The organism is Serratia sp. MF1(2023) (assembly GCF_030954545.1).
GTDB classification, from domain to species: domain Bacteria; phylum Pseudomonadota; class Gammaproteobacteria; order Enterobacterales; family Enterobacteriaceae; genus Serratia; species Serratia sarumanii.
Window position 1 is genome coordinate 1 of sequence record NZ_JAVHUX010000047.1, and the last position, 25,228, is coordinate 25,228.

A 25,228-nucleotide genomic window follows, 5' to 3' on the forward strand; every position below is an offset into this window, starting at 1 on the left:
AGAGACGAAGATATTTTCAGCGAAGTTCCGAGATTGGTTCTGATGGCGACACGAGAGTGAAGCGGTTGGAATGAAACAGAATTTGCCTGGCGGCAATAGCGCGGTGGTCCCACCTGACCCCATGCCGAACTCAGAAGTGAACCGCCGTAGCGCCGATGGTCGTGTGGGGTCTCCCCATGCGAGAGGAGGACACTGCCAGGCATCAATTGAACGTTCTCTGCGTGGCGTCTGGTAATGCGCCAAGCGCCGAGCGCGATCTTGCCGGCATCGAAAGTGGCAACGTAAGAGAATCGGTGGAGCGGTAGTGCAGTTGGTTAGACTTCCTGCCTGTCACGCGGGGGGGCGCGGGTTCGAGCCGCGTCCGTTCCGCCACTTAATTGATAAGCCCTGGGTCTCTGACTCAGGGCTTTTTCATATGCAAAATTCATAAAGCCTCGTCGAATTTGTCGCCGTTCCTGCCGCTTTCCTCAATATTGTTGCCTGTTGATCAAAAGTCTTATGCCGAACCTGGCGTTTTTGCTCACTAAAAATATTGCCATACTCTCTCGCATCGCTATTTATCCACTAATGAGAGAGCAAATATTGTGAGCATCCCTGCATTTGGTTTAGGTACTTTTCGCCTTCAGGATCAGGTCGTTATCGACTCTGTGAGCACGGCACTGGAATTGGGCTATCGGGCTATCGATACCGCACAGATCTATGAAAACGAAGCGGCCGTCGGCCAGGCTATCGCCGCTAGCGGTGTGCCGCGTGACGAGTTGTTCATCACAACCAAGATCTGGATCGCGAATCTGGCTAAGGGCGCCTTAATTCCCAGTCTGCGAGACAGCTTGGCCAAGCTGCAGACCCCGTATGTCGATCTGACGCTGATTCACTGGCCATCGCCAAATGATGAGGTGCCTGTCGCAGAGTTTATGGCTGAACTGCTGGAAGCCAAGCGATTGGGGCTGACTCGTCAGATTGGTATATCTAACTTCACCATCGATCTGATGCAGCAGGCGATTGATGCGGTTGGCGCCGATCAGATTGCGACTAATCAGATCGAACTGTCACCGTTCTTGCAGAATGAAAAAGTGGTGGCGTTCGCACGGCAACATGGTATCGCCATCACCTCTTATATGACGCTGGCGTATGGCAAAGCGTTGCAGGATGAGACGATCAAAAGCATTGCCGCCCGTCACAATGCGACGCCGGCACAGGTGGTTCTGGCTTGGGCGTTGAAGCTGGGCTACGCGGTGATCCCTTCTTCGACCAAGCGCGAAAACCTGGAAAGCAACCTGTTAGCGCAGCAACTGACGCTGAGTGACGAAGATATGGCGCAGATTGCGGCGCTTGAAAGCAACGGCCGATTGGTCAGCCCGGAAGGTCTGGCACCCAACTGGGACTAATCTTCAGATATGAAGACCTCAGGCGCCCCAAGAGGGCGCCTTTTTTAGCGCTTTAGCCGATCGCTGATAAAATCGATAAAGCTGCGCAGGCGGTTACTGACAGCGCTATCGCTGTAGTACACCGCGTTGATCGGCATTTCGAGTGGCAGCGTGTCTCCTACCAGAAGGGGAACCAGGTTCCCGCGTTTGACGTCTTCATCACTCATAAAGTCCGACAGGCAGGCGATGCCGTTGCCGTGTAGGCACAGGTGGCGCTGGGTTTCACCGCTGTTGGTGGTCAGCCCCGGAACGATCTCCAGTTGTCGACCATCGGCACAGGTCAGCGGCCAGCGGTTCAGATTGGGCAGATCGTTAAAGCCGATGCAGCAATGGTGCTCCAGGTCGGCTACCGTCTTTGGCGCGCCATATTGCGCCAGGTAGGCGGGGGAGGCCAGGATGCGTCGATAGCTGGCCATCAGCTTGCGCGCTTTCAGCGTAGAGTCCGTCAGCTCGCCGACGCGGATTGCGATATCCACTTTTCGTTCGATCAAATTGATGAAGTTTTCCGAAGAGACCAGCGACAGGGACATTTCCGGATAGCGCTCACGAAACTCGGCGACCAGCGGCGTCAACAGATGCAAGACGACCGGCGTTGCGGCATCGACGCGCAGCAGCCCCTGCGGGCGTTGACGGCTTTCCATCAACGCATTTTCCGCTGCGGCCATATCGCTCAACACTTTCTGCACCTGCCGAAAGTAGTTTTCGCCTTCTTGGGTCAGACTGATTTGGCGTGTCGTGCGGTTGAGCAGGGTTACCCCCAGCTTGCTCTCCAGCTTTTTTACCGTTCGACTGACCACTGAGTTGGCCTGCTGCAGGCGCTCCGCCGCCCGGCTGAAGCTGCCGCTTTCCACTACGGTGACGAAGGTGATGAGCTCGTCCGAATTCGCTTTCATTTTTGCTCCAAAGGCAAACTCTGTTCTAAATTTTTAGCGATTTCGTCATTTAAACACGTCGGAGCATCGTCGTCACCCACAGGAATCTGATTGCGCATATTCCTGTTTCCCCGTCTGCATTTTGCTGGCCCTTTCGCATTTTTCACCTCTGCTGCATCACCTTTACACTGCTATACCCTCAGAAGATTGAAATCGCCGCAGGCGGCCCCTATAACTGAAAAGGTTATGCCTGTAAAAGCCATGCCCTCTGTGCGGGGCAGGCGTATAATCAATTCACCGTTGGCGAAGTCTTCATCGCCAGTTTCATGCTAATGGGTTATAGGCGAATCGCGTGCCGAAACGAACTTATGCAATGAGGTATGTTGCAGGCCAGCCAGTTAAGCGAATCTTTCCTGGCGCCGTTAATCAGCCGTTGCCGCCAGGGGCGGCGCTGCCGACGACAGGCGCCTTGCGCGTTATGGTGTGGAATATTTTCAAACAGCAGCGAGCCGACTGGCTTTCGGTGCTGAAAAACCATGGCAAAGATGCGCAGCTGGTGCTGTTGCAAGAAGCGCAAACTACGCCGGAGCTGGTGAGCTACGCTACCGCCAACTATCTGGCGGCCGATCAGGTGCCGGCCTTTGTGTTGCCGCAGCACCCTTCCGGCGTGATGACGCTGGCGGCCGCTCATCCGGTTTACTGCTGCCCGCTGCGCGAGCGAGAGCCGCTGCTGCGGCTGTCCAAGTCGGCCCTGATCACCGTTTATCCGCTGTATAACGGCGAGCTGTTGATGGTGGTGAACATCCATGCGGTGAACTTTAGTCTGGGAGTCGACGTCTACAGCAAGCAGCTGGGGCCGATCGGCGAGCAGATCGCCAGCCACCGGGGGCCGGTGATCATGGCCGGGGACTTCAACGCCTGGAGCCGCAAACGTATCAATGCCTTGTATGACTTTGCCGGTGAGATGGCGCTGCGCGAAGTGAGCTTCGCCGACGATCACCGCCGTAAGGCTTTTGGCCGCCCGCTGGACTTTGTGTTTTATCGCAATCTTGGGGTCGTAGAGGCGTCGGTACTGGTGACCAGCGCGTCGGATCACAATCCGCTGTTGGTGGAGTTCCACCCGGAAAAAGATTCTCCCGTCTGGTGAATCGCAGGCAATAAAAAAGCACCCCGAAGGGTGCTTTTTTTGTGCCGGAAACTTAGGTGTCCGGCGTCAGCTTGTTGCCGACAAACAGGGTTAACTTCAGACCGGGTTGAAGGCTGTTGCCTTTACCGAGCGTTGAATTCCAACGCATCACGTCGTTAATATCGACGCCGTGACGACGTGCGATACTGGCAAGCGAATCACCTTTACGAACCTGATAGGTAATACTGCTGTTACCGCCAGTATTGCTGGCCACTTGCAGGGTTTGCCCAACTTTTATGGCGCTCTTGGCGCGTAAGTTGTTCCAACTCTGCAAATCGCTGGTCTTAACGTTCAGCCGCTTGGCAATGCCCGATAAGGTGTCGCCGGAGCGCACTTTATACGAACTGCCACCGGTCAAACCGCTGTTCTTCGCCAACTGCGTCGTTGGCTGAGTCACGGCGATCTGGCCATCGGCCAGCGAGTCTTTCAGTTGCTCGGCATGTCCTTTGGGAACCATGATGTAATGGGGCCCGTTGGGTGCCGTAACGCCTTTTTTGTAGCCTGGGTTATACGCTTTCATCTTGGTGACTGAAAGCCCCGCCATCTCAGCCGCCTGAGTCAGCTGGATCTGCTGCCCGACATCGATACGCGCCAGCGCACGGGTTTCATCCGTTTTCGGGAGTTTCACACCGTACTTCTTGCTGTTCTTGATGATGTCGCTCAGCGCCAGCATTTTCGGGACATAGATTGACGTTTCACGCGGAAGCGACAATGCCCAGAAATTGGTTGGCTTACCCTGGCGTTTGTTTGCCTTCACCGCTTGCATCACGCGGCCTTCACCACTGTTATAGGCGGCTACGGTCAGTAACCAGTCGCCGTTAAACATGCGGTTCAAGCGCTGCATCATGTTAAGCGCAGCGGTTGTCGAGGCGACGACATCGCGTCGACCGTCATACCACTGATTGTTTTTCAAACCATAATTGCGACCCGTTTGCGGCACGATTTGCCATAGCCCTGCGGCGTTGGCACTTGACGTGGCGTGGGGGTCAAAAGCGCTCTCCACTATGGGTAGCAGTACCAGTTCCATCGGCATATTACGTTTCTTAATCTGCCCGACTATCCAGTACATGTACGGCTCTGCCCGTAATGTTACATCGTGGAGATAGCTCTTACTTTTTAAGTACTTTCTTTTCTGATCACGGATCCGGGAATTTTCCGGAACCTCCATCTTCAGCTCGTCGCTAATGAAGTTCCACAGGTCCTGTTGCGCGGCGGGACTGTTGTTATCCAACCACCGCGCCGAGCTCGCTCGGCCATTTGCTGTGTACTCTCCTGCTTCACCATCTTGACCAGCTGAAGACAAACTCTGTGCATGCTGTTCTGGCGCCGGTGCGTCCTGCCTGGACGACTGGCAACCCACTAGCAAGACTGAGGCGAGAAATATCGCTTTAGCCTTCATGTGTGTGTCAATGTAGTTGCTTAAAAGACGAGCAATAATACTTTGCTTCGCCAAATAACACAACTAAAAGCTCAGAAGTTATCTTTCCGCAGGCGTAATTCGGAAAAAACTGAATGAAGGCTTTCCGGTGGTGAATTAAAGCCTAATTTATTTTGTAAATCAGCGTGATGGCAACGTAAAAACAGGTTAATTTTGCGCTCTAATTGCAATGTGGTTGGCACGCTGGCTTGGCCTTTTGCCCTTAACGCTTCAACATGTTGTTGATATGTTTCAATCTCTCGATCTTCCGGCAAAATAGCCCGCGCAAACTTAAGATTTGAAAGAGTATATTCATGCGCGCAGCAAATTAAGGTGTTATCGGGAAGTTGCGCGAGTTGTTGAAATGAGTCGTACATTTGTTTGGCGCTGCCTTCAAACAGCCTGCCGCAGCCGGCGGAGAAAATTGTGTCGCCGCAGAACAGATAAGGGGCACTATAGAATGCCACATGGCCCAACGTATGGCCGGGGACGGCGATAGTCTTGTATTGGCGGCCATCGATGGCAAAGGTGTCGCCGTCGCGTACGATGTGGTTGGCGCCTTTGTCCGCGGTTTCTTGCGGCCCATAGACAGCCAGGCCGGGATATTGCGCCACGATCTGCGCCACGCCGCCGACGTGATCGTGATGATGGTGGGTCAGCAGGATCGCCGCCGGCGTCAGCTGCAGGCGCTGCAGCGCTTCGAGCACCGGCTGCGCCTCACCCGGATCGACGATAATGCAGCGCCCCTGCCGGTCATCCAATAACCAAATGTAATTGTCCTGGAAGGCGGGAATGCTGATAAGATTCATGGTGTACCTCTCGTTGGCAACGGCTTGAAAGAAGATAATAAATCATGAAACCAGCCCATACCCTACAAAAGCTCACCGGCCCGCAGTCCTGGGCGGAGCTGCCGTGGGGGGAATACTATCGTGAAGCCCTCGAGCGGCAGTTGCAACCCTGGTGGCCAAAGCTGTTCGGTTTCCATCTGCTGAAGATGGGCATGCTCAGCGCCGAGCTGGCCACGGACAAATGCGCAATTTCCCATCAGGTCAACGTAGGGTTGGAGGGGGAAGGGCTGCAGGTGATCGCCGATGCTTATCAACTGCCGTTTGCCGCCAAGTCGGTGGATGCCTGCCTGTTGGCGCATACGCTGTCCTATGCGGACGATCCGCACCGCATGCTGCGTGAAGTAGACAGGGTGTTGATCGACGATGGCTGGTTGGTTATCAGCAGCTTCAATCCGTTCAGCCTGCTGGGATTGGGCAAACTGGTGCCCGGATTGCGTCGCCGCCAGCCCTATGTCAGCCGCATGTTTACCCAGATGCGGCTGCTGGATTGGCTCAGCCTGCTGAATTATGAGGTGTTGTACCAGGCGCGTTTTCACGTGCTGCCATGGCACCGCAAGGGCGGCAAGTTTTTATGCACTCATTTGCCGGCGCTGGGCTGCATGAGCGTGATTGTGGCGCGCAAACGCACCTTGCCGCTGACGCCCACGCCGATGAAACTGGGGGCGAGAAAACCTTCTCTCAGCCGCGCGGTAGGCGCGACCAAGAGCTATCGCAAACTGCCTTAGGCTTCCGGTTGGTAACCGACGTCTTCCTGCGTCGGCTTACCGGCCGCTTCGCGCGCCAGCACGTCACAACGTTCGTTCTCCGGGTGGCCGGCGTGGCCCTTGACCCATTCCCATTTCACCTCGTGGCGCTGAATGGCCAGATCCAACCGCTGCCACAGATCGACATTTTTGACCGGCTTTTTGTCGGCGGTTTTCCAGCCGCGCTTCTTCCAGTTATGGATCCAGCTGGTGATGCCCTGGCGCACATACTGGCTGTCGGTGCTGAGTGTCACGGCGCAGGGCACGGTCAGCGCTTCCAGCGCCACGATCGCCGCCATCATTTCCATGCGGTTATTGGTGGTCAGACGAAAACCCTCGCTGAAGGTTTTTTCCGTCTGCTTATAGCGTAATATCGCGCCGTAGCCACCGGGGCCGGGGTTGCCAAGGCAGGAGCCGTCGGTGAAAATTTCTACCTGTTTGAGCATCTCTGGTAGACTCTTCCTATCAGTTTTATAAAAGCCAAGTCTGACATAAACGAGCGCTGTGAGCACTGCAATATGATCTCTACAACCACCAGACAGATTGTCCTCGATACCGAAACCACCGGTATGAACAAGCTTGGGGTGCACTACGAAGGGCACCGCATTATCGAAATCGGTGCGGTGGAGGTGATTAACCGCCGCCTGACCGGGCGCAATTTCCACGTTTACATCAAGCCGGACAGGCTGGTGGATCCGGAAGCCTACGGCGTACACGGCATCAGCGACGACTTCCTGGCCGACAAGCCGACCTTCGATCAGGTTGCCGAGGAATTCCTCGACTTTATCCGCGGCGGCGAACTGGTGATCCATAACGCGGCGTTCGATATCGGCTTTATGGATCACGAATTCCGCATGCTGCAGCAGGGCATCCCGAAGACAGAGACCTTCTGCACCATCACCGACAGCCTGCTGATGGCGCGCCGCCTGTTCCCGGGCAAGCGCAACAACCTCGATGCCTTGTGCAGCCGTTATGAGATAGACAACAGCAAGCGTACGCTGCACGGCGCATTGCTCGATGCCGAGATCCTGGCGGAAGTCTATCTGGCGATGACCGGCGGTCAGACCTCGATAGCCTTCCAGATGGAGGGGGATACCCAGCAAAACGACGCCGCGCAAGAGATTCAGCGCATTGTCCGCCCGGCGACCGCGATGAAAGTGGTCTACGCCAGCGACGAAGAAGTGAAGGCGCACGAGGCGCGTCTGGATCTGGTGGCGAAGAAGGGCGGCAGCTGCTTGTGGCGCGGAGCGCCGGCCGAATAACGGCGTTTTTGCGTAAAAAAACCTCAGCGGATGAACCTTCGTTGAAAAACTGTGCAAACGGTTCATTTGGTGAGAAAAAGGCGTTGACGGAACCGAAAGGCGTCCGTAATATGCGCCTCGTTCCCCCGCAAGAGGGAATGGCGCGGAGCGGTAGTTCAGTTGGTTAGAATACCTGCCTGTCACGCAGGGGGTCGCGGGTTCGAGCCCCGTCCGTTCCGCCACTATTCAGAAGCCCTGAGTTAGCGATAACTCAGGGCTTCGTCGTTTCTGCTCTATGAAAAACGGTGCGGCTCAATGAACGGGGCCGGCAGACCGGCCCCTTATCCTCAGAATAACACCGAGTAGTTCAAGCCGAAGGTGCGTCCACGGCCTTTATAGCTGTACAGCTCAGGCGAACCGTAGGTTGGGCTGTACAGTATCGGCGCGCGTTGGCCCCAAACGGTGGTGTACTCCTTGTCCAGCAGGTTTTCCACGCTGAAGCTGATTTTCCCCACCGGCAGGGCATAGCTGCCGAGGAAATCGAGGGTGTTGTAGCCATCGATCTTGCGGCCCTGAGTGGAATTGGCCTTGGTGTAATCACCGTCGTCCGACACGTCGAAGGTCTGCTGCGACTGTAAGCGCAGATTCCAGTCGCCCGGCGCCCAGCCGACATAGGCGGTGACTTTCGATGGGCTGGCGGTATCCACCACCAGCTTCTTCCATTCGCCGTTGACCTTGGTTTCGGAACGGATAACGTTGAAGTTGGTGCCGGCGCTCCAGTCGCTGTCTTCAAAGAAATAATCCACCGCGCCTTCTACCCCGTAGATGCGGCGCTTATCCGCATTGACGTTGATGGTCATGTCGGTTTTGTTGATGGCGATGCTCTTGTCGGACAGCGAGTAGTAGGCGGCGATTTGCGTGCGCAGGTTATCGCCGGTATAGCGCCAGCCCAGCTCGTAAGCATTGACCTTGATGCCTTCCAGCCTGGAATCGCCGACGTTAACGCTTTTCAGCAGTTGGTAGTGGCCGCCGTTCAGCGCGTAGGTGCCGTTGCCGTAATACTTGCCCGGATCCGGGATCTCGAAGCCCTGAGAGAAGTTGAACCAGGTTTGCTGGCGCTCGGTCAGGTGAGCCAACAGGCCGGCGTTGAACAGCGCATTGTTGTAGTCGGTTTTCCCTCCCGGAATGGCGTCGGCGGAGGCGGCGGCGCCGGTAGCGATCGCCTGCTGCTGGTTATAGCCGACGAAGTCGTCGATTTTGTTTTCGGTGTACTGGTAACGCACGCCGCCGCTCAGGGTGAAGATCGGGTTGATGTCGTAACTGGCCTGCAGGAACGACGCCAGATTGCTGGTGGTATAGCTCGGGTAGCGGCCGGTGCTGTAGGCGTTCTCCAGCGTCATGCCGCCGGACTGTTGCGCCTTCGCCAGGTTAAAGAACTGTTGGTTGGCGTTGAAGCTCTCATGCTCGGCGTCGATGCCGTAAGTCAGCGTCAGCGCGTCGACAGGTTTGCTGTTTAACGTCAGTTTGCCGCCGTAGAAGTCGGTTTTTTGCTGCGAGGCGCCAATGCTGCTGACGTAATAGTTCGGCGCTTTGCCCGCCAGCGTCGGGAACGGGTAGAAGGTCAGGGTTTCGTCGCGGTAGTAGACCTGCGCCACCAAATCCTGGCCGAGGAAATCGGTGTTGGAATATTGCAGGTTGATCAGATGGCGTTCGGTGCCGGGGATGCGGTCGGAATCTAAGCTACCGCTGTTGTAGGCCTTGGCGTTGCCGGTCACCGCCGCGAAGTTTTCTCCCAGGAACAGGCCGTGGTCGCCGTCGGACTGGCTTTTGTAGTATTGGGTGGTCAGCTGCAACTGTTGATGATCGTCGATGTTGAGGGTGCCGGTGCCCATCACGTCGAGGCGATCGGAATACTGCAGGCCGGTTTGGGTGTTGTCGATCAGCACCTCGTTGCCTTTGCCGTCATACCAGCCGCCGTAGCGCTGGTAAGAAACGGACAGGCGCCCCGAGGCGTTGTCGTTGCCGCCGCTGACCGCCGCCGCCACGTTCTCGTCGTGATCGTTATGGCCGCCAAAGCCGGTTTTACCGCCGATCTGTAACTCGACCTGCGGTTCCCGTTGCCCCTTTTTGGTGACGATGTTGATCAGGCCGCCGGTGCTGCCGCCGCCGTACAGCGAGGTCGCGCCGGAAATCACCTCAATATGATCGATATTGAACGGATCGATCGAATCCAATTGGCGGCTGTCGCTGCGCGATGAGTTCAGGCGTACGCCGTCGATCATCACCATCATCGAACGGCCGCGCATATTCATGCCATAGTTGGTGCGGCCCTGGCCGCTGACGTCCATGCCGGGGATCAGCTGCGCCAACATGTCCTTGATCTCTTTGCCGCCCTGGACCTGCTGTTCGATCTCCTGGCTTTCGATGACCCAAGTGGTCTGCGCCATTTCCGCCACGCTGCGGTGCGAACGGCTGGCGGAGACCACCAACTGCTCTTCGTTGCTGGTTTTCTGATCTTCTGCCCAAGCCGCCGGCGCAAGCATTGCCAGCAGACAAGGGTTCAATACCCAAAGGTGTTTGCGTTTCATCGTTATTTCCCAGGTGATTTTGTTATTACTCTATTTTTGAGAATGCTTCTTTTATCAATAACGTTTCTTGTTATCAATAAAATCATGATATGATTTTTTGCGATACATTAACGTAATTAATTAGTTTTATTAACATTTTACCCACTGCGCGATCGAGCACCCCACGCCGTCAACACGGCAGCCGATCGGCCATACGCGCAAGCGACAGCGTTGCCGGAGAATCGAGAACATGTCCGCCAGCTACAGAATTTTTGATATCACCCTGAAAAGCAAAACGCTGATTTCACCTTCGCTGGTGCGCTGCGTGTTTGAAGGTGCGGATATTCATCGGATGAAGCTTGAAGCGCCGGATCAGCGCATCAAACTGTTGTTCCCGGCGGCGGACGGCCAGAGCCCGCAGTTGGCCAACGGCCCGGATTGGTACGGCGATTACATGGCGATCCCCAAAGAACAACGGCCGGTGATGCGCACCTATACGCTGCGTGCGCTGCGCCGTGAGCAGAATCAGATGGACGTCGAATTCGTGCTGCATGGTGTGAACGGCCCGGCTTCCGCCTGGGCGACCCACGCCGAGCCGGGTGACGCCATTCAGACGGTCGCGCCCAACGGCGAGTTCGGCGGCGACAGCGGCGGCTACGAATGGGCGCCGCCGGCGCAGTTGCAGCAGGCGCTGTTGATCGCCGATGAGACGGCGGTGCCGGCGGCGATGGGCATTCTGGAGCAGCTGGCGCAGCAGGCCAATCCGCCGCGGGTGCAGGCGTTCTTCGAAGTGCCGGTGGCGGGGGATTGCCTGGATTTGGCCCGTTTCCCGTTCGCCGAGGTTTACTGGCTGCCGCGCGACGTGGGCCGCCAGTTGGCGCACGGTACGCTGCTGGTGGAGGCGGTGCGCCAGCGGGTCGATATCCCCGCGTCGGCGTGTGCGCAGGCGCAGTCCCTGGCGGAAAGCAGCCTGAGCGATGAGGTGCTTTGGGAGCGGGCGGCCGGCGGTAACGCTTTTTATGCCTGGGTGGCGGCCGAGTCTTCCACGGTGAAAACGCTGCGGCGTTATCTGATCGGCGAACGCGATCTGGATCGCGCTACCGTCAACTTCATGGCCTATTGGTGCTGAACGCGCGGCCCTTTTCCGGCATTAACGCTGGAGCAGGGCATGCCGCTGCTATTCCCCCTCAACGAATAATCGCTTGCCAGCGGGTAGTTCGACCGTGTTATGTTCCGCTGAAACGAAGGTTACAGCGAGAACGATAATGCAACGGTTCGACGAACGCCTGCGCCGCGACTACCCACAGCTGACGCCGCAGGAGCAGCGGGTGGCCGACTTCATCTTCGATCACTATGACGATTTGATCGGCTACAACAGCGCCGAGTTGGCGCGTCTGAGCGGCGTTTCCAAAGCCACGGTCAGCCGCTTGTTCAAACGGCTGGGCTACCCCAACTACCGCGCCATGCGCGATGAGCTGCGTACCCTGCGCCAAAGCGGCATGCCGCTGACCGACAGCCGCGATGCGGTGCAGGGCGATACGCTGTTGGCGCGGCACTGTAAGCAGGAAATGGCCAACCTCACCCGCTGGGTAAAGCAGATCGATGCGGTACAGTTCAGCGCGGCGATCGTCGCACTGGCGCAGGCGCGAAGCGTGATGCTGCTGGGGCTGCGCAACAGCTATCCGGTGGCGATGCACCTGCGCCAGCAGCTGATGCAGGTGCGGGAGCAGGTGCTGCTGGCGCCGCAGCCGGGGCAGACGCTGGCGGAAGATCTGGCGGGGCTGACGCCGCAGGACATGGCGGTGGTGGTGGCGTTCCGTCGCCGGCCGCGCCAGATAAAGGCGCTGCTGGCGCTGTTGCAAAGCCGCGGGGTGCCGACGCTGCTGATCTGCGAACCGCAGGCGCAGGCGTTGTTCCCACTGGTCAACTGGCACTTGACCGTGCCGCTCGACAGCGTGTCGGCGTTCGACAGCTATGCCGCCGCCATGAGCCTGGCCAGCCTGCTCAGCAATGCGTTGCTGCATGAGCGGCTGGCGCAGGGGCGGCAGCGCATTCATCACGTCGCCGAACTGTTCCAGGCGCTGGACGAACTGGAGCTGCGTTAAGCGCGGCAGGTCATTTCCCTTCCTTCACCCTCCGCCGTTTAAGGCGGATCGGTCACCTCATTGCGTTACTTTGGTTTCATTAATTGATCATAAGAATCTTTTGTTTCAACTGAATCCCTATCGGGAGTAGGCTGTTGGGCAGCAAACAAACGTCATGTCGACGCTGACGGCATAACTCAATAACTTACTAAGCTGACAGGGAATGAACATGTTGGATATCTCGCAATTCGATCAGATTAACCCGCCGGCACGCCTGCTGATGGGGCCGGGGCCGATCAACGCCGATCCGCGCGTGCTGCGCGCCATGTCGAGCCAGCTGATCGGCCAGTACGATCCGGCGATGACCGGTTACATGAATCAGGTTATGGCGCTGTATCGTGCGCTGTTCCGCACCGAAAACCGCTGGACGATGCTGGTGGACGGCACCTCGCGCGCCGGTATCGAGGCGCTGCTGGTTTCCGCCATTCGGCCGGGCGATAAGGTGCTGGTGCCGGTCTTCGGCCGTTTCGGGCATCTGCTGTGCGAGATTGCCCGCCGCTGCCGCGCCGAGGTGCACACGATTGAGGCGCCGTGGGGCGAGGTGTTCAGCGCCGATCGCATCGAAGACGCGATTAAGCGAGTGCGCCCGCGCCTGCTGCTGACGGTGCAGGGCGATACCTCCACCACCATGCTGCAGCCGCTGCATGAGCTGGGCGATATCTGCCGCCGCCACGGCGTGTTGTTCTACACCGACGCGACGGCTTCCTTCGGCGGCAATCCGCTGGAGACCGATGCCTGGGGGCTGGATGCGGTCTCCGCCGGGCTGCAGAAGTGCCTGGGCGGCCCCTCCGGCAGCTCGCCGGTCACTCTCAGCCCGCAGTTTGAAGAGATTGTGCGCCGCCGTAAATGCGTGGAGGCGGGGATCCGCACCGCCGAGCATGCCGACGGCGACGACGAGATGATTTACTCCAACTATTTCGACATCGGCATGATCATGGATTATTGGGGACCGGAACGCCTGAATCACCATACCGAAGCCACCAGCATGTTGTTCGCAGCGCGCGAATGTGCGCGGGTGATCCTTGAAGAAGGGCTGGATCAGGCCATCGCCCGCCACCGGCTGCATGGCGCGGCGATGCTGGCGGGCATCCGGGGCATGGGGCTGGCGGTGTTCGGCGATCTCGAACACCGCATGAATAACGTGCTCGGCGTGATGATCCCGCCGCAGGTGCACGGCGAACAGGTGCGGCAGATGATGTTGAACGACTTCGCCATCGAAATCGGCACCTCGTTCGGCCCGCTGCAGGGCAAGATCTGGCGCATCGGCACCATGGGCTACAACGCGCGCAAGGATTGCGTGCTGCAAACGCTGGCGGCACTGGAGGCGGTGTTGAACCGGTTGGGCTTCGCCACACAACAGGGGGAGGCCCTCCAGGCGGCCTGGGACCTGTACGATGCAGGACGGCTTGAATGACGCCGCTGGAGGCGCAGCAGGCTGCCGCACGGGTGATGGCACGCTGTGACGAGCTGGCGGCGATCAGCGCGGAGCCCGGTAAATTGACGCGTCTTTATCTGTCTGCGGAACATCGGCGCGCCAACGCTCTGGTGGGTGAATGGATGCGCGAGAGTGGCATGCAGGTTTGGCAGGACAGCGTCGGTAATATCTGCGGCCGTTATGAAGGGCTCACGCCCGCTGCCCCTGCGCTGCTGCTCGGTTCGCATCTGGACACGGTGCGTAACGCCGGGCGTTATGACGGCATGCTCGGCGTGCTCACGGTGCTGGAGACGGTGGCGCACTATCACCGCCAGGGGCGTCGATTGCCGCTGGCGCTGGAGGTGATCGGTTTTGCCGACGAAGAGGGCGCGCGCTTTGGCGTCACGCTGCTCGGCAGCCGCGGGCTGACCGGCCAATGGCCGCAGGAGTGGCTGGCGCAGACGGATGCCGACGGGGTGAGCATCGCGCAGGCCATGCGCGATTTTGGGCTGGATCCGGCGGCGATCGCACAGGCGCGTCGCGCGCCAAACGAAATTCGCGCCTATCTCGAATTGCATATCGAACAAGGCCCGTGCCTGGAGGCGGCCGATTTGGCGCTGGGCGTGGTGACGGCGATCAATGGCGCGCGCCGGCTTACCTGCACTTTCAGCGGTGAAGCGGGCCACGCCGGCACGGTGCCTATGGTGCAGCGCAAAGACGCGTTGGCGGCCGCGGCGGAATGGATAACGGCGGTCGAAACGCTGACCCGCGCCGCCGATCCGCATTTGGTGGCCACCGTGGGGTGTATTGAATGCCTGCCGGGCGCGGTCAACGTGATCCCCGGCGAAGTGCGATTGACGCTCGACGTCCGCGGCCCGCAGGATGCGCAACTGGCGGCGCTGTTGACGGCGTTGCTGGCGCAGGCGCAGGCGATCTGCGTACGCCGCGGCGTGCGCTTCGCCAGTGAAGAGTTTTACCGCATTGACGCCACTGCCTGCGATAGCGAGCTGCAGCAATGCTGGCAGGCGGCCGTCGAGCAGGTACAGGGGAGGAGCCTGGCGCTGCCGAGCGGCGCCGGGCACGACGCCATCGCCGTGGCGGCGCACTGGCCGGTCGGCATGCTGTTCGTGCGTTGCGCCGGCGGCGTCAGCCATCATCCGGCCGAAGCGGTGCGGCAGGCGGACGTGGCGCTGGCGATCCAGGCCTATTGCCTGACGATCGCCAGCTGGGAAAAGGGGGAGTCAGTCTAAACGCAGAAAGCTGTCGGCGTCGCGCCAGGCCGGGAAGGCGCTGCGGTAACTCTGCAGGGTTTCCAGCGACAGCTCGGCGTCCAGCCGCGTGGCCGCGCCTGGCTCCGCATCCGCCAGGATCTCGCCCTGAGGGCTGATGATCAGGCTGTCGCCGCTGTAGCTCAGGCCGTTGGGATCGTCGCCCACCCGGTTGCAGCCCGCCACATACACCTGGTTTTCAATCGCCCGCGCCGCCAGCAGCGTTTGCCAATGGTGACTGCGCGGCGCCGGCCAGTTGGCGACGTATAGCGCCAGATCGTAATCCTGCTGATAGCGCGCCCAAACCGGGAAACGCAGGTCGTAGCAGATCTGCGGCAGGATGCGCCAGCCGCGCCATTCGAAGATTTCACGCCGGTTGCCGGCCCGGTAGTGCAGGTGTTCGCCGGCCATGCGGAACAGGTGGCGTTTGTCATAGGCGTGTACCTGGCCACCCGGCTCCACCAGCAGGAAACGGTTGACCGCGCCCTCGTCGGTTTTCAGCGCCACGCTGCCGCCGATTAACGCGTGGCTTTTCACCGCCCAACCGTGCAGCCAGTCGATCACCTGCTGTTCGGGCAGGGCGCTCTCGCCGGCATCCATGGCGAAGCCAGTGGTGAACATCTCCGGCAAGACGATGAGATCGCGGCCGGCGATCGGCGCCAGCAACGCGTCGAAGGCGGCCAGATTGGCGAGGCCGTCGCGCCAGACCAAAGGTTGCTGCAACAGGGTAATTTTTAAAGTCGACATAACCGCTCCGCAGCTGCATCCAGCGTGGCGTCCTGTTTAGCGAAGCACAGCCGGATCAATTTATGGGGGAAAGGATCGGCACAGAAGACCGACAGCGGAATGGCCGCCACGCCCACGTGCTCGGTTAACCAATGGCAGAACGCCACATCGTCCAGATCGGAGATGGCGCCGTAGTCCGCCAGCAAGAAGTATGTACCCGCGCAGGGTAAAATTTCCAGTCGGCTGCTCGCCAGCGCCTGCACAAAGCGGTCGCGTTTGGCGCGATAGAACGCCGGCAGCTGTCGCCAGTGCTCCGGCTCGGCGCGCAGGCTATCCGCCAGCGCCAGCTGGGCCGGGGTATTGACCGAAAAGGTCAGGTATTGATGCACTTTGCGCACCTCGGCGCTCAGCGCGGCGGGTGCCACGCAATAGCCCACTTTCCAACCGGTCATGTGGAAGGTTTTACCGAAAGAGGACACCGCGATCGCGCGCTGGCGCAGCTGCGGGTGGGCCAGCACGCTGGCGTGCCCGCCTTTGGCGAAGCAGATGTGTTCGTAAACCTCGTCGCTGAGCACGTAGATTTCGCGTTCGGCGATAGCGTGCCACAGCTGCTGCATGTCTTCCGCCTGCCAGGCGGTGGCGGACGGGTTGTGCGGCGTGTTGACGATCACCAGGCGGGTGCGCGGCGACAGCGCGGCGGCGAACGCTGGCCAATCCACGGCAAACGCGGGCGGCTGCAGGGCGATGCGTTTGAGTATGCCGCCGGCCAACGTCACCGCCGGCGCATAGCTGTCGTAGCTGGGATCGAAACAGACCACCTCGTCGCCGGGGCGCACCAGCGCGCTGATGGCGGCGAACAGCGCTTCGGTGGCGCCGGCGGTGACGGTCACTTCGCTGCCGGCGTCCGGCTGCCAGCCATACAGCTCGGCGGTTTTGTCGGCGATGGCTTCGCGCAGCGGCGCCACGCCGGTCATCGGCGCATATTGGTTGGCGCCCTGGGCGACGTGCCAGGCCAAGCGTTCTTTCAGGTAGTCCGGGCCGTCGAAATCGGGGAAGCCCTGCGACAGGTTGATCGCCTGGTGCTGCTGCGCCAGCGCGCTCATCTGGGTAAAGATGGTGGTGCCCAGCGAGGGCAGTTTGCTTTCGGGAATCAATGCGAAAGTGCTCATAGCGGGTGAATACTCCTGGCGCTTATATTGCCGTCAATATAACACGATGCTAGTATTTGGCAATCAAGACGCTTAGATGGCTAAATGCGAAAAAGTGCTTAGCCCGCCACGCGGCAGGCCAAGCCTCATCTGCCGGCCGCCTTACCGAACGGGAAACGATAATAATGACGGAGAATCCGCAACTTACCGCATTGCTGGCGGCCTGCCACTGGATTGGCGACAAAGGCTGGTGCCCGGCGACCGGCGGCAACATGTCGCTGCGCCTGGACGAACGTCAGTGCCTGGTCACCGAGTCCGGCAAAGACAAGGGCAGCCTGAGCGCCGCCGATTTTCTGCGGGTGGATATTGCCGACAATCATGTGCCGAGCGGCCGCACGCCGTCGGCGGAGACCGGGCTGCATACGCTGCTCTATCGCCTGTCTGCACATATCGGCGCGGTGCTGCATACCCATTCCGTCAACGCTACCGTCCTGTCGCGGGTGGAACGCGGCGATGCGCTGGTGCTGCAGGGGTACGAAATGCAGAAGTCGCTGGCCGGCCAGCGCAGCCACCTGGACCGCGTGGCGATCCCCATATTCGACAACGATCAGGATATCCCTCGGCTGGCGGCGCGCGTGGCGGCCTATGCCGAGGCCACGCCGCTGCAATACGGCTTTCTGGTGCGCGGCCACGGTCTGTATTGCTGGGGAAGCCAGGTGGCGGAAGCTCGCCGCCATCTTGAAGGGCTGGAATTCTTGTTCCAGTGTGAACTGCAACGCCGTTTACTGGAGGCGAAATGATCCGCGCCATCGTGACTGATATTGAAGGCACCACCAGCGATATTCGCTTCGTGCATCAGGTACTGTTTCCTTACGCCCGCGAACGGCTGGCGGATTTTGTGCGCCGCCATGCCGCTGAGAGCGAAGTCGCCGCACCGCTGGCGGCGCTGCGCGCTGAAATTGGCCAACCGCAGGCCGATCTCGACGTGCTGATCGCCGCGCTGTACCGCTTTATGGATGAAGACCGCAAATCCACCGCACTCAAAGCGCTGCAGGGCATCATCTGGCGCAGCGGCTACCGCGAGGGTGATTTCCGCGGGCATCTGTATCCGGAAGTCGCCGGGCAGTTGGCCGCCTGGCAGCGGCAAGGGGTGAAGCTCTACGTCTATTCCTCCGGTTCGGTGGAGGCGCAGAAGCTGCTGTTCGGCCACAGCGACGCGGGCGATCTGCAGCCGCTGTTCAGTGGCTATTTCGATACGCACGTCGGCGCCAAGCGTGAAACCGCGTCGTACCGCAACATCGCGCAGGCTATCGGCATCGCGCCCGACGAGCTGCTGTTTTTGTCCGACATCCGCCAGGAGCTGGATGCGGCGCAGGCCGCCGGCTGGCATACCTGCCAGCTGATCCGCGATGAGGCGGACGCGCAGAGCCGGCATCCGCAGGTTAACCGTTTTGATCGCATCGATTTAGGGGAGTTCGTCTCATGAGTGGATTGACCATTTTCAGCGATACAGCGCCGCAGCAACCGCTGTGGCAGAGCCGTGATGCGCAGGAGATCCAGCGGCAGTTGGCGCAGATCGGCGTGCGCTTTGAGCGCTGGCAGGCGGATCGCGAGCTGGGCGACAATCCGCAGCCGGAGGCGGTGATCGCGGCCTACCAGCATGAGATCGACCGGCTGGTGGCGGAAAAGGGTTACCAGAGCTGGGACGTGATCAGCATGCGGCCGGACCATGAGCAGCGCCAGGCGCTGCGTGAAAAATTCCTGTCCGAACATACGCACGGCGAAGATGAAGTGCGCTTTTTCGTCGAGGGCGCAGGGCTGTTTTGCCTGCATCTGGACGGCAAGATCTTTCAGATCCTGTGTGAAAAGAACGATCTGATCTCGGTGCCGGCCAACACCCGCCATTGGTTCGATATGGGATCGGCGCCGCATTTCACCGCGATCCGGGTGTTCGACAACCCGGAAGGCTGGGTGGCGCATTTCACCGGCGACAAGATCGCCGATGCTTATCCGCGTTTGGACTGAGTGCCGATGGGCGGGCGTTAACCCAACGCCCGCTGGAAAATCCCCGCTTCAACCTGCTGCGGCGTAATCACGCCGCTGTCGAATATCCATCCGCTGATGAGCTTCGCCGGCGTGACGTCGAACGCCGGATTGTAGACCGGCGCATCGTTCGGCGCCCACTGGCAGGCGCCGAAGCTACCTGAAACGCCGGTGACTTCGGCCGCCGCGCGCTGCTCGATCGGGATGGCTGCGCCGTCCGGGCAGTGCGGATCGTGAGTGGTGTGCGGGGCGGCCACGTAGAACGGGATGCCGTGATAGTGCGCCAGCACCGCCAGGCTGTAGGTGCCAATCTTGTTGGCAACGTCGCCGTTGGCGGCGATGCGATCCGCGCCGACCCATACCGCATCGACCTGGCCCTGCGCCATCAGGCTGGCGGCCATCGAATCGCAGATCAGGCGATAGGGAATGCCCAGCTCGCCCAATTCCCAGGCGGTCAGACGGCCGCCCTGCAGCAGCGGCCGGGTTTCATCGACCCATACCTGTTGCACTTTGCCCTGCCGGTGGGCGTGCAGCAGCACGCCGATGGCGGTGCCGACGCCGGCGGTGGCCAATCCGCCGGTATTGCAGTGGGTCAGCAGGCGGCTGCCGGGCTTGACCAGCCCAGCGCCGTGATCGGCGATGCGATCGCACAATCGGCGATCTTCTTCCACCAACCGCAGCGCTTCGTTCACCATCGCCGGCGCCCAGTCAGGCTCCGCCAGCGCCAGCTTCATGCGATCCAGATTATTCATCAGGTTGACCGCCGTCGGGCGGGCGGCGCGCAGCGTGTGCAGCGCCTGTTCCAGCTCGGCGCGCGGCAGACCGCGTTCCGCCAGCAGCGCCAACAGCAGGCTGGCGGACAGCCCGATCAGCGGCGCGCCGCGCACCCGCAGGCTGTGAATGTGCCCGACCAGTTCCTCCACGCTGTCGCAGGCGCGCCACCGCTTTTCCTGCGGCAGGGCTTGCTGATCGAGGATCCAAAGGCGGTTGTCCTGCAGGGTCAAGCTGGTGGTGTTAAGCGCTTGCATCGGCGGTTAATTCCTTGTTGCGTGGTTATTGCATCTGAAACGCTATTCTGCCAACATGACTTCCAGATGTATAGACGTCCAAATGCTTTTACGTCTAAATAAACAGAATCGCTGGGGTCAGTGAGAGAGAACAGAGGGGTTGGGGAATGTCGCTTTATCGTACGTTTACGGCTGCCGATGCCGTTGAATATGCCCGCCAATACGGGCAGGTGGCCGATCCGCAGGCGCTGGTGAGCGCCGACGAGATCGGTGACGGCAACCTGAACCTGGTGTTCAAGATCCGCGATCGCGAAGGCGTGAGCCGGGTGATCGTCAAACAGGCGCTGCCCTACGTGCGCTGCGTGGGCGAATCCTGGCCGCTGACGCTGGATCGGGCGCGCATCGAAGCGGAAACGCTGCGGGTTCACGGCGGTTTCTGCCCGCGGCATACGGTAAAAGTCTTGCATCACGATCCCGAATTGGCGGTGATGGTGCAGGAAGATCTCTCCGATCATCGCATCTGGCGCAGTGAGCTGGTACAGGGCAACTATCACCCGCTGGCGGCCGGGCAGTTGGCGGAATACCTGGCGCAGACGCTGTTCCACACCTCCGATTTTTATCAGTCGGCGCAGCAGAAGAAGGCGGAAGTCAGACGTTTCACTAACCCCGAACTGTGCCAGATCACCGAAGACCTGTTCTTTACCGATCCCTATATCGACCATGAGCGCAATCAGTTCGAGGTGGCGCTGTTGCCGCAGGTGCAGGCGCTGCGCGAGGATGCGTCGCTGAAGTTGGCGGTCGCCGGCCTGAAACATCGCTTCCTCAGCAAGGCGGAGGCGCTGTTGCACGGCGATATTCACAGCGGTTCGATCTTCGTGGCGGAAGGCCGGTTGAAAGCAATCGACGCCGAATTCGGCTTCTACGGCCCGATCGGTTTCGATATCGGTACTGCGTTAGGCAACCTGCTGCTCAACTATTGCGGGCTGCCGGGGCTGTTCGGGCCGCGCGACGCCGCCGCCGGGCGCGAGCAGCGCCTGCAGGATGTGCGCGAGCTATGGCTGATCTTCGCCGATCGCTTTTTGGCTTTGTGCCATCAGCAAAGCCGGGATGCGGCGCTGGCGACGCCGGGTTACGCCGAGCTGTTCCTGCTACAGGTCTGGACCGATGCGGTCGGGTACTGCGGCACCGAACTGATTCGGCGCACCATCGGCCTGGCGCACGTCGCCGATCTGGACAGCATCGCCGACGCTGATATGCGCCTCGACTGTCAGCGCCATGCGCTGGGATTGGGGCGCACGCTGATCGTCAATGCGCCGCAGATCGAGCATATTGACGCCCTGTTGGCGCGCATTCGTCAGCAGGGCTAAAAAGGCGGATGCTCGTGGATCTTGCCTGACACCATCAGCCAACGGGCGGGGCGAACCCCGCCGTTGGGTTGCCTTACCGTTCGGATTCGTAAGCCAAAGTGGCCGCAACCTCCGAGTCTCCCAGCCTGATGCGCAGTTCGCACAGCGAACCGCGGGTTAGCCAGATGAACGCGATCAGCGTCATACAGACGATCACCAGTTTAAGTACGACCCGTTTTTGCTGCATTTTTGACCTCCCTATCCTTGCCTTGCGGCGGGTAAGAGGCTAACCTGATGTTGTTGGGCATCAGAGTGGCCTCGGGTTGATAATATCGACTCGGGGCCTTTCTCTTTCTCTCCTTTGCCAAGGCTCCGGACAGAAAGATCCAGAGCACCCGCTGCGCAGTCTACTCGAACTTCCTTCCCGTGAAATCCGCCGCTGCGCCAACCTGCGGCGCGGTGCGCAGTTTGTCATGAAAGCAAAAGAAAAAGGGGCGATGATGATCGCCCCTTGGATGCGTGAAGTTCGAATTGGCGCTAAGCCGCTTCGGTCTGCTGTTGGCGCTTAGACTGCGCCGCCGGCTTTTCCGGCTTGGCGGCCGCCAGCGCATCCGGCGCAAAGTCGTCCACGTTGATGGAGCGCAGGCGGCTCTCTTCGGCTTTCACCAGGATCTTCGCTTCATCGGCGCTGATCTTGCCTTCTTCCAGCGCGCGTTCCGCCAAACGATCCAGACGGGTGAACGGCAGGTTTTTGCCGGCCGCCTTGCACAGACGCTCGTGAATCGGCTCGGCGGCCATTACGTCGGCCAGCGCCGCTTCCAGCAGGCCGATTGGGTTATGCTCGCTCGGCGTCAGGTACTGACCGCGCCCCAGACGGCTGCGGGTGGCGGAAGGCACCTGCAGGATCTTGGCCAACTGGTGATCCAGACGGTCGGACGGTGCGGTATGCACGCGGCCAAACGGGAAGACCACGAAGCGCAGCGCGCCGGCGATAAAGCGGTTCGGGAAGTTGCGCAGCAGGTCATCCAGCGCCTGTTCGGCTTTATGCAGGCTGTCTTGCACGCCCCAATGCACCAGCGGCAGATCTTCTTTCTGACGGCCTTCGTCGTCAAAGCGTTTCAGCACGGCGGAAGCCAAATACATCTGGCTGAGGATGTCCCCCAGGCGAGCGGAGATGCGCTCGCGGCGCTTCAGGCTGCCGCCCAGCACGCCCATGGAAACGTCCGACAGCAACGCCAGGTTGGCGCTCAGGCGGTTCAACTGCTGATAGTAACGACGGGTCGCGTCCTTGGTCGGCGTGGCGCTGGTGCGGCCGTTGGTCAGGCCCAGCCAGAAGCTGCGTACCTTGTTGCTGCCGACGTGGCCCAGATGGCCGAACAGCGATTTATCGAAGGCGTTCAGATCGTTGTTCTGCGCCGCCGCCATTTCATCCAGCACATAAGGATGGCAGCGGATCGCGCCCTGGCCGAAGATCATCATGGTGCGGGTCAGGATGTTCGCGCCTTCCACCGTGATGGCGATCGGTGCGCCCTGATAGGCGCGAGCCAGGAAGTTGGATTCGCCCAGCATGATGCCTTTACCGCCGGCGATGTCCATGGCGTCAACGATCGACTGCTGGCCGCGGTGCGTACAGTGGTATTTGACGATGGCCGACAGCACGGCCGGCTTCTCGCCCTGCACCAGCGCATAGGTGATCAGCGAAGCGGCGGCGTCCATCACATAGGTGTTGCCGGCGATGCGCGCCAACGGCTCTTCGATGCCTTCCATCTTGCCGATGGAGATCTTGAACTGACGGCGAATGTGCGCGTAGGCGCCGGTCGCCAGGGCGATGGATTTCAGGCTGCCGGTAGAGTTGGACGGCAGGGTGATGCCGCGACCGACCGACAGACACTCAACCAGCATGCGCCAGCCCTGGCCGGCCATTTTCGGGCCGCCGATAATGTAATCGATCGGGACGAACACGTCGGTGCCGCGGGTCGGGCCGTTCTGGAACGGCACGTTCAGCGGGAAGTGGCGGTTGCCGATTTCCACGCCCGGCGTGCTGGTCGGGATCAGCGCGCAGGTGATGCCCGGGGATTCGTTGTCGCTCAGCAGGCGGTTCGGGTCATGCAGTTTGAACGCCAGGCCCAGTACGGTGGCGACCGGCGCCAGCGTGATGTAGCGCTTGTTCCAGGTCAGGCGCATGCCCAGCACCTGCTTGCCTTGCCAGTCGCCCATGCACACGGTGCCCACGTCCGGAATGGCGCCGGCATCGGAACCCGCTTCCGGGCTGGTCAGCGCGAAGCAAGGGATCTCGTCGCCGCGCGCCAGGCCCGGCAGATAGTGGTTTTTCTGTTCTTCGGTACCGTAGTGCTGCAGCAGTTCGCCCGGGCCGAGGGAGTTCGGCACGCCGACGGTGATCGCCAGGATGCCGGAAACGCCGGCCAGTTTTTGCAGCACCATCGCCTGAGCATAAGGAGAGAATTCCAGGCCGCCGTACTCTTTCTTGATGATCATCGCGAAGAAACGGTGTTCTTTCAGGTATGCCCAGAGTTCAGGCGGCAGATCGGCCAGTTCGTGGGTGATCTGGAAGTCGTTGGCCATGCGGCAGGCTTCTTCCACAGGGCCGTCGATAAACGCCTGCTCTTCTTCCGTCAGGCGCGGTTTCGGGTAGCTGTGCAGCTTGTTCCAGTCCGGCGCGCCGCGGAACAGATCGCCTTCCCACCAGGTGGTGCCGGCGTCGATCGCTTCCTTCTCGGTGGTGGACATCGGCGGCATCACCTTGCGGAAGGCGCGCAGCGCCGGCGCGGAGAGCAGGGAACGGCGCACAGAGGAAAGGTTCAGCGGCAGCAGCACGATAGCCAGCGGCAGCAACAGCCAGAAGCTCCACAGGCCGATCGCACCCATGGCGGCGGTGTACGCCACCAGGATCAGGCTGCTGAGGGTAAGGTTCACTCGGTGGTAGAACACCACGCCGAGGAGAGCCAGGAAAACGACGATACTAAGAACCATCATAAGAAGCTCCGAAGTAGTAAGAGGTCTGACCTGTTGTGTGTATGTAATAGGTTTTAGTACAAGGCAGAATTTTTATCAATGCGTTTACAGTTTAATTACAACTCAGGTCACAAACTGACAGCACCAATCATCAAAAACCTCTCCGCTTCCTTAACCGGCGCGCTGTTTGGCTGAGAATGCTTCTCGCTGTTTCCGCGATCCGGTACACTGCGGAGCGGAAGATTTGACGATAACAAGAGGTTCCTCATGTACCACGACCTTATTCGCAGTGAACTGAACGAAGCGGCTGATACCCTGGCGAAATTTATCAATGACGACGCCAACATCGACGCCATCCAACGCGCCGCGGTGCTGCTGGCGGATTCCTTCAAAGCCGGCGGTAAAGTGATTTCCTGCGGCAACGGCGGTTCCCATTGCGACGCGATGCACTTCGCCGAAGAGCTGACCGGCCGCTACCGTGAAAACCGCCCGGGCTACCCGGCGATTGCCATCTCGGACGTGAGCCACCTGTCCTGCGTCAGCAACGACTTCGGCTATGAGTACGTGTTCTCTCGCTATGTGGAAGCGGTAGGCCGCGAAGGCGATGTGCTGCTGGGCATTTCCACCTCCGGCAATTCCGGCAACATCATCAAAGCCATCGACGCGGCGCGCGCCAAGGGGATGAAAGTGATCACCCTGACCGGCAAGGACGGCGGCAAGATGGCGGGTTCCGCCGATGTGGAAATTCGCGTGCCGCACTTCGGCTACGCCGACCGCATTCAGGAAATCCACATTAAAGCGATTCACATCTTGATTCAGCTGATCGAAAAAGAGATGGTTAAGGCTTGATAGCCTGCG

General features: G+C 60.0%; 23 protein-coding genes, 1 tRNA gene and 1 rRNA gene. 15 read left to right on the plus strand and 10 right to left on the minus strand.

The features are described from left to right. Positions 1 to 85: 85 nt before the first annotated feature. Together rrf and dkgB are read left to right on the plus strand one after the other, a co-directional pair. A 5S ribosomal RNA gene (gene rrf, locus REA38_RS22815) occupies positions 86 to 201 on the plus strand. A 383-nt stretch (positions 202 to 584) separates the two neighbouring features. Beyond that, entirely contained in the window at positions 585 to 1,388 is an 804-nt protein-coding gene (dkgB, locus tag REA38_RS22820; RefSeq protein ID WP_049213734.1) for a 2,5-didehydrogluconate reductase DkgB, read from the plus strand. A gap of 44 nt (positions 1,389 to 1,432) precedes the next feature. Here the strand turns inward: dkgB and yafC are convergent, their stop codons facing one another. Further along, positions 1,433 to 2,320: a DNA-binding transcriptional regulator YafC gene (gene yafC / locus REA38_RS22825; protein ID WP_060429497.1), complete on the minus strand. Its 888-nt coding sequence runs from the start codon at positions 2,318 to 2,320 to the stop codon at positions 1,433 to 1,435. A gap of 331 nt (positions 2,321 to 2,651) precedes the next feature. Between yafC and REA38_RS22830 the strand changes: the two genes are divergently transcribed. Next, positions 2,652 to 3,446, plus strand: coding sequence for an endonuclease/exonuclease/phosphatase family protein (locus tag REA38_RS22830; RefSeq protein ID WP_308886685.1), 795 nt, complete (start codon positions 2,652 to 2,654; stop codon positions 3,444 to 3,446). Between the two features lie 52 nt (positions 3,447 to 3,498). Here REA38_RS22830 and mltD read toward each other — a convergent pair whose 3' ends face one another. Beyond that, positions 3,499 to 4,884: a murein transglycosylase D gene (mltD, locus tag REA38_RS22835; RefSeq protein WP_033653353.1), complete on the minus strand. Its 1,386-nt coding sequence runs from the start codon at positions 4,882 to 4,884 to the stop codon at positions 3,499 to 3,501. A 71-nt stretch (positions 4,885 to 4,955) separates the two neighbouring features. Further along, complete coding sequence (gene gloB / locus REA38_RS22840) at positions 4,956 to 5,711, minus strand: hydroxyacylglutathione hydrolase (protein ID WP_308886687.1); 756 nt, start codon at positions 5,709 to 5,711, stop codon at positions 4,956 to 4,958. A gap of 44 nt (positions 5,712 to 5,755) precedes the next feature. Here gloB and REA38_RS22845 point away from each other — a divergent pair, with 44 nt between their 5' ends. Beyond that, positions 5,756 to 6,475: a class I SAM-dependent methyltransferase gene (locus REA38_RS22845; protein WP_033637192.1), complete on the plus strand. Its 720-nt coding sequence runs from the start codon at positions 5,756 to 5,758 to the stop codon at positions 6,473 to 6,475. On the opposite strand, the gene rnhA is transcribed toward REA38_RS22845, so the two are convergent. Continuing rightward, positions 6,472 to 6,939: a ribonuclease HI gene (gene rnhA, locus REA38_RS22850; protein ID WP_033649910.1), complete on the minus strand. Its 468-nt coding sequence runs from the start codon at positions 6,937 to 6,939 to the stop codon at positions 6,472 to 6,474. The two genes, REA38_RS22845 and rnhA, sit on opposite strands and share 4 nt — an antisense overlap. Before the next feature lie 72 nt (positions 6,940 to 7,011). Between rnhA and dnaQ the strand changes: the two genes are divergently transcribed. Further along, on the plus strand, positions 7,012 to 7,755 hold the full coding sequence (dnaQ, locus tag REA38_RS22855; RefSeq protein ID WP_004930195.1) for a DNA polymerase III subunit epsilon: 744 nt from the start codon (positions 7,012 to 7,014) through the stop codon (positions 7,753 to 7,755). 144 nt (positions 7,756 to 7,899) lie between these two features. Further along, a tRNA-Asp gene (locus REA38_RS22860) sits at positions 7,900 to 7,976 on the plus strand. 105 nt (positions 7,977 to 8,081) lie between these two features. Here the strand turns inward: REA38_RS22860 and REA38_RS22865 are convergent. Next, positions 8,082 to 10,322: a TonB-dependent siderophore receptor gene (locus REA38_RS22865; protein WP_308886688.1), complete on the minus strand. Its 2,241-nt coding sequence runs from the start codon at positions 10,320 to 10,322 to the stop codon at positions 8,082 to 8,084. Positions 10,323 to 10,551: 229 nt separating this feature from the next. On the opposite strand from REA38_RS22865, the gene REA38_RS22870 reads away from it, so the two are divergent. The 4 genes from REA38_RS22870 (at position 10,552) to hpxK (ending at position 15,109) form a co-directional block, all read left to right on the plus strand. Continuing rightward, positions 10,552 to 11,430, plus strand: coding sequence for a siderophore-interacting protein (locus REA38_RS22870; RefSeq protein WP_041033385.1), 879 nt, complete (start codon positions 10,552 to 10,554; stop codon positions 11,428 to 11,430). Positions 11,431 to 11,566: 136 nt separating this feature from the next. Then, on the plus strand, positions 11,567 to 12,406 hold the full coding sequence (locus tag REA38_RS22875; protein WP_308886690.1) for a MurR/RpiR family transcriptional regulator: 840 nt from the start codon (positions 11,567 to 11,569) through the stop codon (positions 12,404 to 12,406). Positions 12,407 to 12,614: 208 nt separating this feature from the next. Then, the gene (locus REA38_RS22880; protein ID WP_033649944.1) at positions 12,615 to 13,859 is read left to right on the plus strand and encodes an alanine--glyoxylate aminotransferase family protein; all 1,245 of its coding nucleotides are present in this window, start codon (positions 12,615 to 12,617) and stop codon (positions 13,857 to 13,859) included. Next, positions 13,856 to 15,109: an allantoate amidohydrolase gene (gene hpxK, locus REA38_RS22885; protein WP_308886692.1), complete on the plus strand. Its 1,254-nt coding sequence runs from the start codon at positions 13,856 to 13,858 to the stop codon at positions 15,107 to 15,109. Before REA38_RS22880 ends, hpxK begins: the two co-directional genes overlap by 4 nt. On the opposite strand, the gene REA38_RS22890 is transcribed toward hpxK, so the two are convergent. Further along, complete coding sequence (locus REA38_RS22890) at positions 15,101 to 15,874, minus strand: amidohydrolase (protein ID WP_060387314.1); 774 nt, start codon at positions 15,872 to 15,874, stop codon at positions 15,101 to 15,103. The genes hpxK and REA38_RS22890 overlap by 9 nt on opposite strands. Further along, entirely contained in the window at positions 15,862 to 17,022 is a 1,161-nt protein-coding gene (locus tag REA38_RS22895; protein WP_308886693.1) for a pyridoxal phosphate-dependent aminotransferase, read from the minus strand. The genes REA38_RS22890 and REA38_RS22895 overlap by 13 nt, the downstream gene beginning before the upstream one ends. Before the next feature lie 164 nt (positions 17,023 to 17,186). On the opposite strand from REA38_RS22895, the gene REA38_RS22900 reads away from it, so the two are divergent. From REA38_RS22900 to REA38_RS22910, 3 genes are read left to right on the plus strand one after another with little or no spacing between them, the layout of a single operon-like run. Further along, positions 17,187 to 17,801, plus strand: coding sequence for a methylthioribulose 1-phosphate dehydratase (locus REA38_RS22900; RefSeq protein WP_060387315.1), 615 nt, complete (start codon positions 17,187 to 17,189; stop codon positions 17,799 to 17,801). Next, the gene (gene mtnC, locus REA38_RS22905) at positions 17,798 to 18,487 is read left to right on the plus strand and encodes an acireductone synthase (protein ID WP_049233710.1); all 690 of its coding nucleotides are present in this window, start codon (positions 17,798 to 17,800) and stop codon (positions 18,485 to 18,487) included. Before REA38_RS22900 ends, mtnC begins: the two co-directional genes overlap by 4 nt. Then, positions 18,484 to 19,026, plus strand: coding sequence for an acireductone dioxygenase (locus tag REA38_RS22910; RefSeq protein ID WP_015376726.1), 543 nt, complete (start codon positions 18,484 to 18,486; stop codon positions 19,024 to 19,026). The genes mtnC and REA38_RS22910 overlap by 4 nt, the downstream gene beginning before the upstream one ends. 17 nt (positions 19,027 to 19,043) lie before the next feature. On the opposite strand, the gene mtnA is transcribed toward REA38_RS22910, so the two are convergent. Then, a complete protein-coding gene (gene mtnA / locus REA38_RS22915; protein ID WP_049196503.1) occupies positions 19,044 to 20,072 on the minus strand; it encodes an S-methyl-5-thioribose-1-phosphate isomerase in 1,029 nt (342 codons plus the stop codon). Between the two features lie 146 nt (positions 20,073 to 20,218). Here mtnA and mtnK point away from each other — a divergent pair, with 146 nt between their 5' ends. After that, complete coding sequence (gene mtnK, locus REA38_RS22920) at positions 20,219 to 21,418, plus strand: S-methyl-5-thioribose kinase (RefSeq protein WP_308886694.1); 1,200 nt, start codon at positions 20,219 to 20,221, stop codon at positions 21,416 to 21,418. Between the two features lie 73 nt (positions 21,419 to 21,491). Here the strand turns inward: mtnK and REA38_RS22925 are convergent, their stop codons facing one another. Both REA38_RS22925 and fadE read right to left on the minus strand, forming a co-directional pair. After that, the gene (locus REA38_RS22925; RefSeq protein ID WP_004930217.1) at positions 21,492 to 21,644 is read right to left on the minus strand and encodes a Hok/Gef family protein; all 153 of its coding nucleotides are present in this window, start codon (positions 21,642 to 21,644) and stop codon (positions 21,492 to 21,494) included. A gap of 290 nt (positions 21,645 to 21,934) precedes the next feature. After that, positions 21,935 to 24,391 carry an acyl-CoA dehydrogenase FadE gene (fadE, locus tag REA38_RS22930; RefSeq protein ID WP_060387318.1) on the minus strand — a complete coding sequence of 819 codons (2,457 nt, stop codon included), beginning with the start codon at positions 24,389 to 24,391 and terminating at the stop codon, positions 21,935 to 21,937. A 246-nt stretch (positions 24,392 to 24,637) separates the two neighbouring features. Between fadE and lpcA the strand changes: the two genes are divergently transcribed. Beyond that, positions 24,638 to 25,219, plus strand: coding sequence for a D-sedoheptulose 7-phosphate isomerase (gene lpcA, locus REA38_RS22935; protein ID WP_004930220.1), 582 nt, complete (start codon positions 24,638 to 24,640; stop codon positions 25,217 to 25,219). Positions 25,220 to 25,228: the final 9 nt, after the last annotated feature.

Bases quoted from the DNA above. Each gene is read 5' to 3' on its own strand.
- yafC (WP_060429497.1), bottom strand. From the start codon at position 2,320: ATGAAAGCGAATTCGGACGAGCTCATCACCTTCGTCACCGTAGTGGAA.
- mltD (WP_033653353.1), bottom strand. From the start codon at position 4,884: ATGAAGGCTAAAGCGATATTTCTCGCCTCAGTCTTGCTAGTGGGTTGC.
- gloB (WP_308886687.1), bottom strand. From the start codon at position 5,711: ATGAATCTTATCAGCATTCCCGCCTTCCAGGACAATTACATTTGGTTA.
- REA38_RS22845 (WP_033637192.1), top strand. From the start codon at position 5,756: ATGAAACCAGCCCATACCCTACAAAAGCTCACCGGCCCGCAGTCCTGG.
- rnhA (WP_033649910.1), bottom strand. From the start codon at position 6,939: ATGCTCAAACAGGTAGAAATTTTCACCGACGGCTCCTGCCTTGGCAAC.
- dnaQ (WP_004930195.1), top strand. From the start codon at position 7,012: ATGATCTCTACAACCACCAGACAGATTGTCCTCGATACCGAAACCACC.
- REA38_RS22865 (WP_308886688.1), bottom strand. From the start codon at position 10,322: ATGAAACGCAAACACCTTTGGGTATTGAACCCTTGTCTGCTGGCAATG.
- REA38_RS22870 (WP_041033385.1), top strand. From the start codon at position 10,552: ATGTCCGCCAGCTACAGAATTTTTGATATCACCCTGAAAAGCAAAACG.
- REA38_RS22875 (WP_308886690.1), top strand. From the start codon at position 11,567: ATGCAACGGTTCGACGAACGCCTGCGCCGCGACTACCCACAGCTGACG.
- REA38_RS22880 (WP_033649944.1), top strand. From the start codon at position 12,615: ATGTTGGATATCTCGCAATTCGATCAGATTAACCCGCCGGCACGCCTG.
- hpxK (WP_308886692.1), top strand. From the start codon at position 13,856: ATGACGCCGCTGGAGGCGCAGCAGGCTGCCGCACGGGTGATGGCACGC.
- REA38_RS22890 (WP_060387314.1), bottom strand. From the start codon at position 15,874: ATGTCGACTTTAAAAATTACCCTGTTGCAGCAACCTTTGGTCTGGCGC.
- REA38_RS22895 (WP_308886693.1), bottom strand. From the start codon at position 17,022: ATGAGCACTTTCGCATTGATTCCCGAAAGCAAACTGCCCTCGCTGGGC.
- REA38_RS22900 (WP_060387315.1), top strand. From the start codon at position 17,187: ATGACGGAGAATCCGCAACTTACCGCATTGCTGGCGGCCTGCCACTGG.
- mtnC (WP_049233710.1), top strand. From the start codon at position 17,798: ATGATCCGCGCCATCGTGACTGATATTGAAGGCACCACCAGCGATATT.
- REA38_RS22910 (WP_015376726.1), top strand. From the start codon at position 18,484: ATGAGTGGATTGACCATTTTCAGCGATACAGCGCCGCAGCAACCGCTG.
- mtnA (WP_049196503.1), bottom strand. From the start codon at position 20,072: ATGCAAGCGCTTAACACCACCAGCTTGACCCTGCAGGACAACCGCCTT.
- mtnK (WP_308886694.1), top strand. From the start codon at position 20,219: ATGTCGCTTTATCGTACGTTTACGGCTGCCGATGCCGTTGAATATGCC.
- REA38_RS22925 (WP_004930217.1), bottom strand. From the start codon at position 21,644: ATGCAGCAAAAACGGGTCGTACTTAAACTGGTGATCGTCTGTATGACG.
- fadE (WP_060387318.1), bottom strand. From the start codon at position 24,391: ATGATGGTTCTTAGTATCGTCGTTTTCCTGGCTCTCCTCGGCGTGGTG.
- lpcA (WP_004930220.1), top strand. From the start codon at position 24,638: ATGTACCACGACCTTATTCGCAGTGAACTGAACGAAGCGGCTGATACC.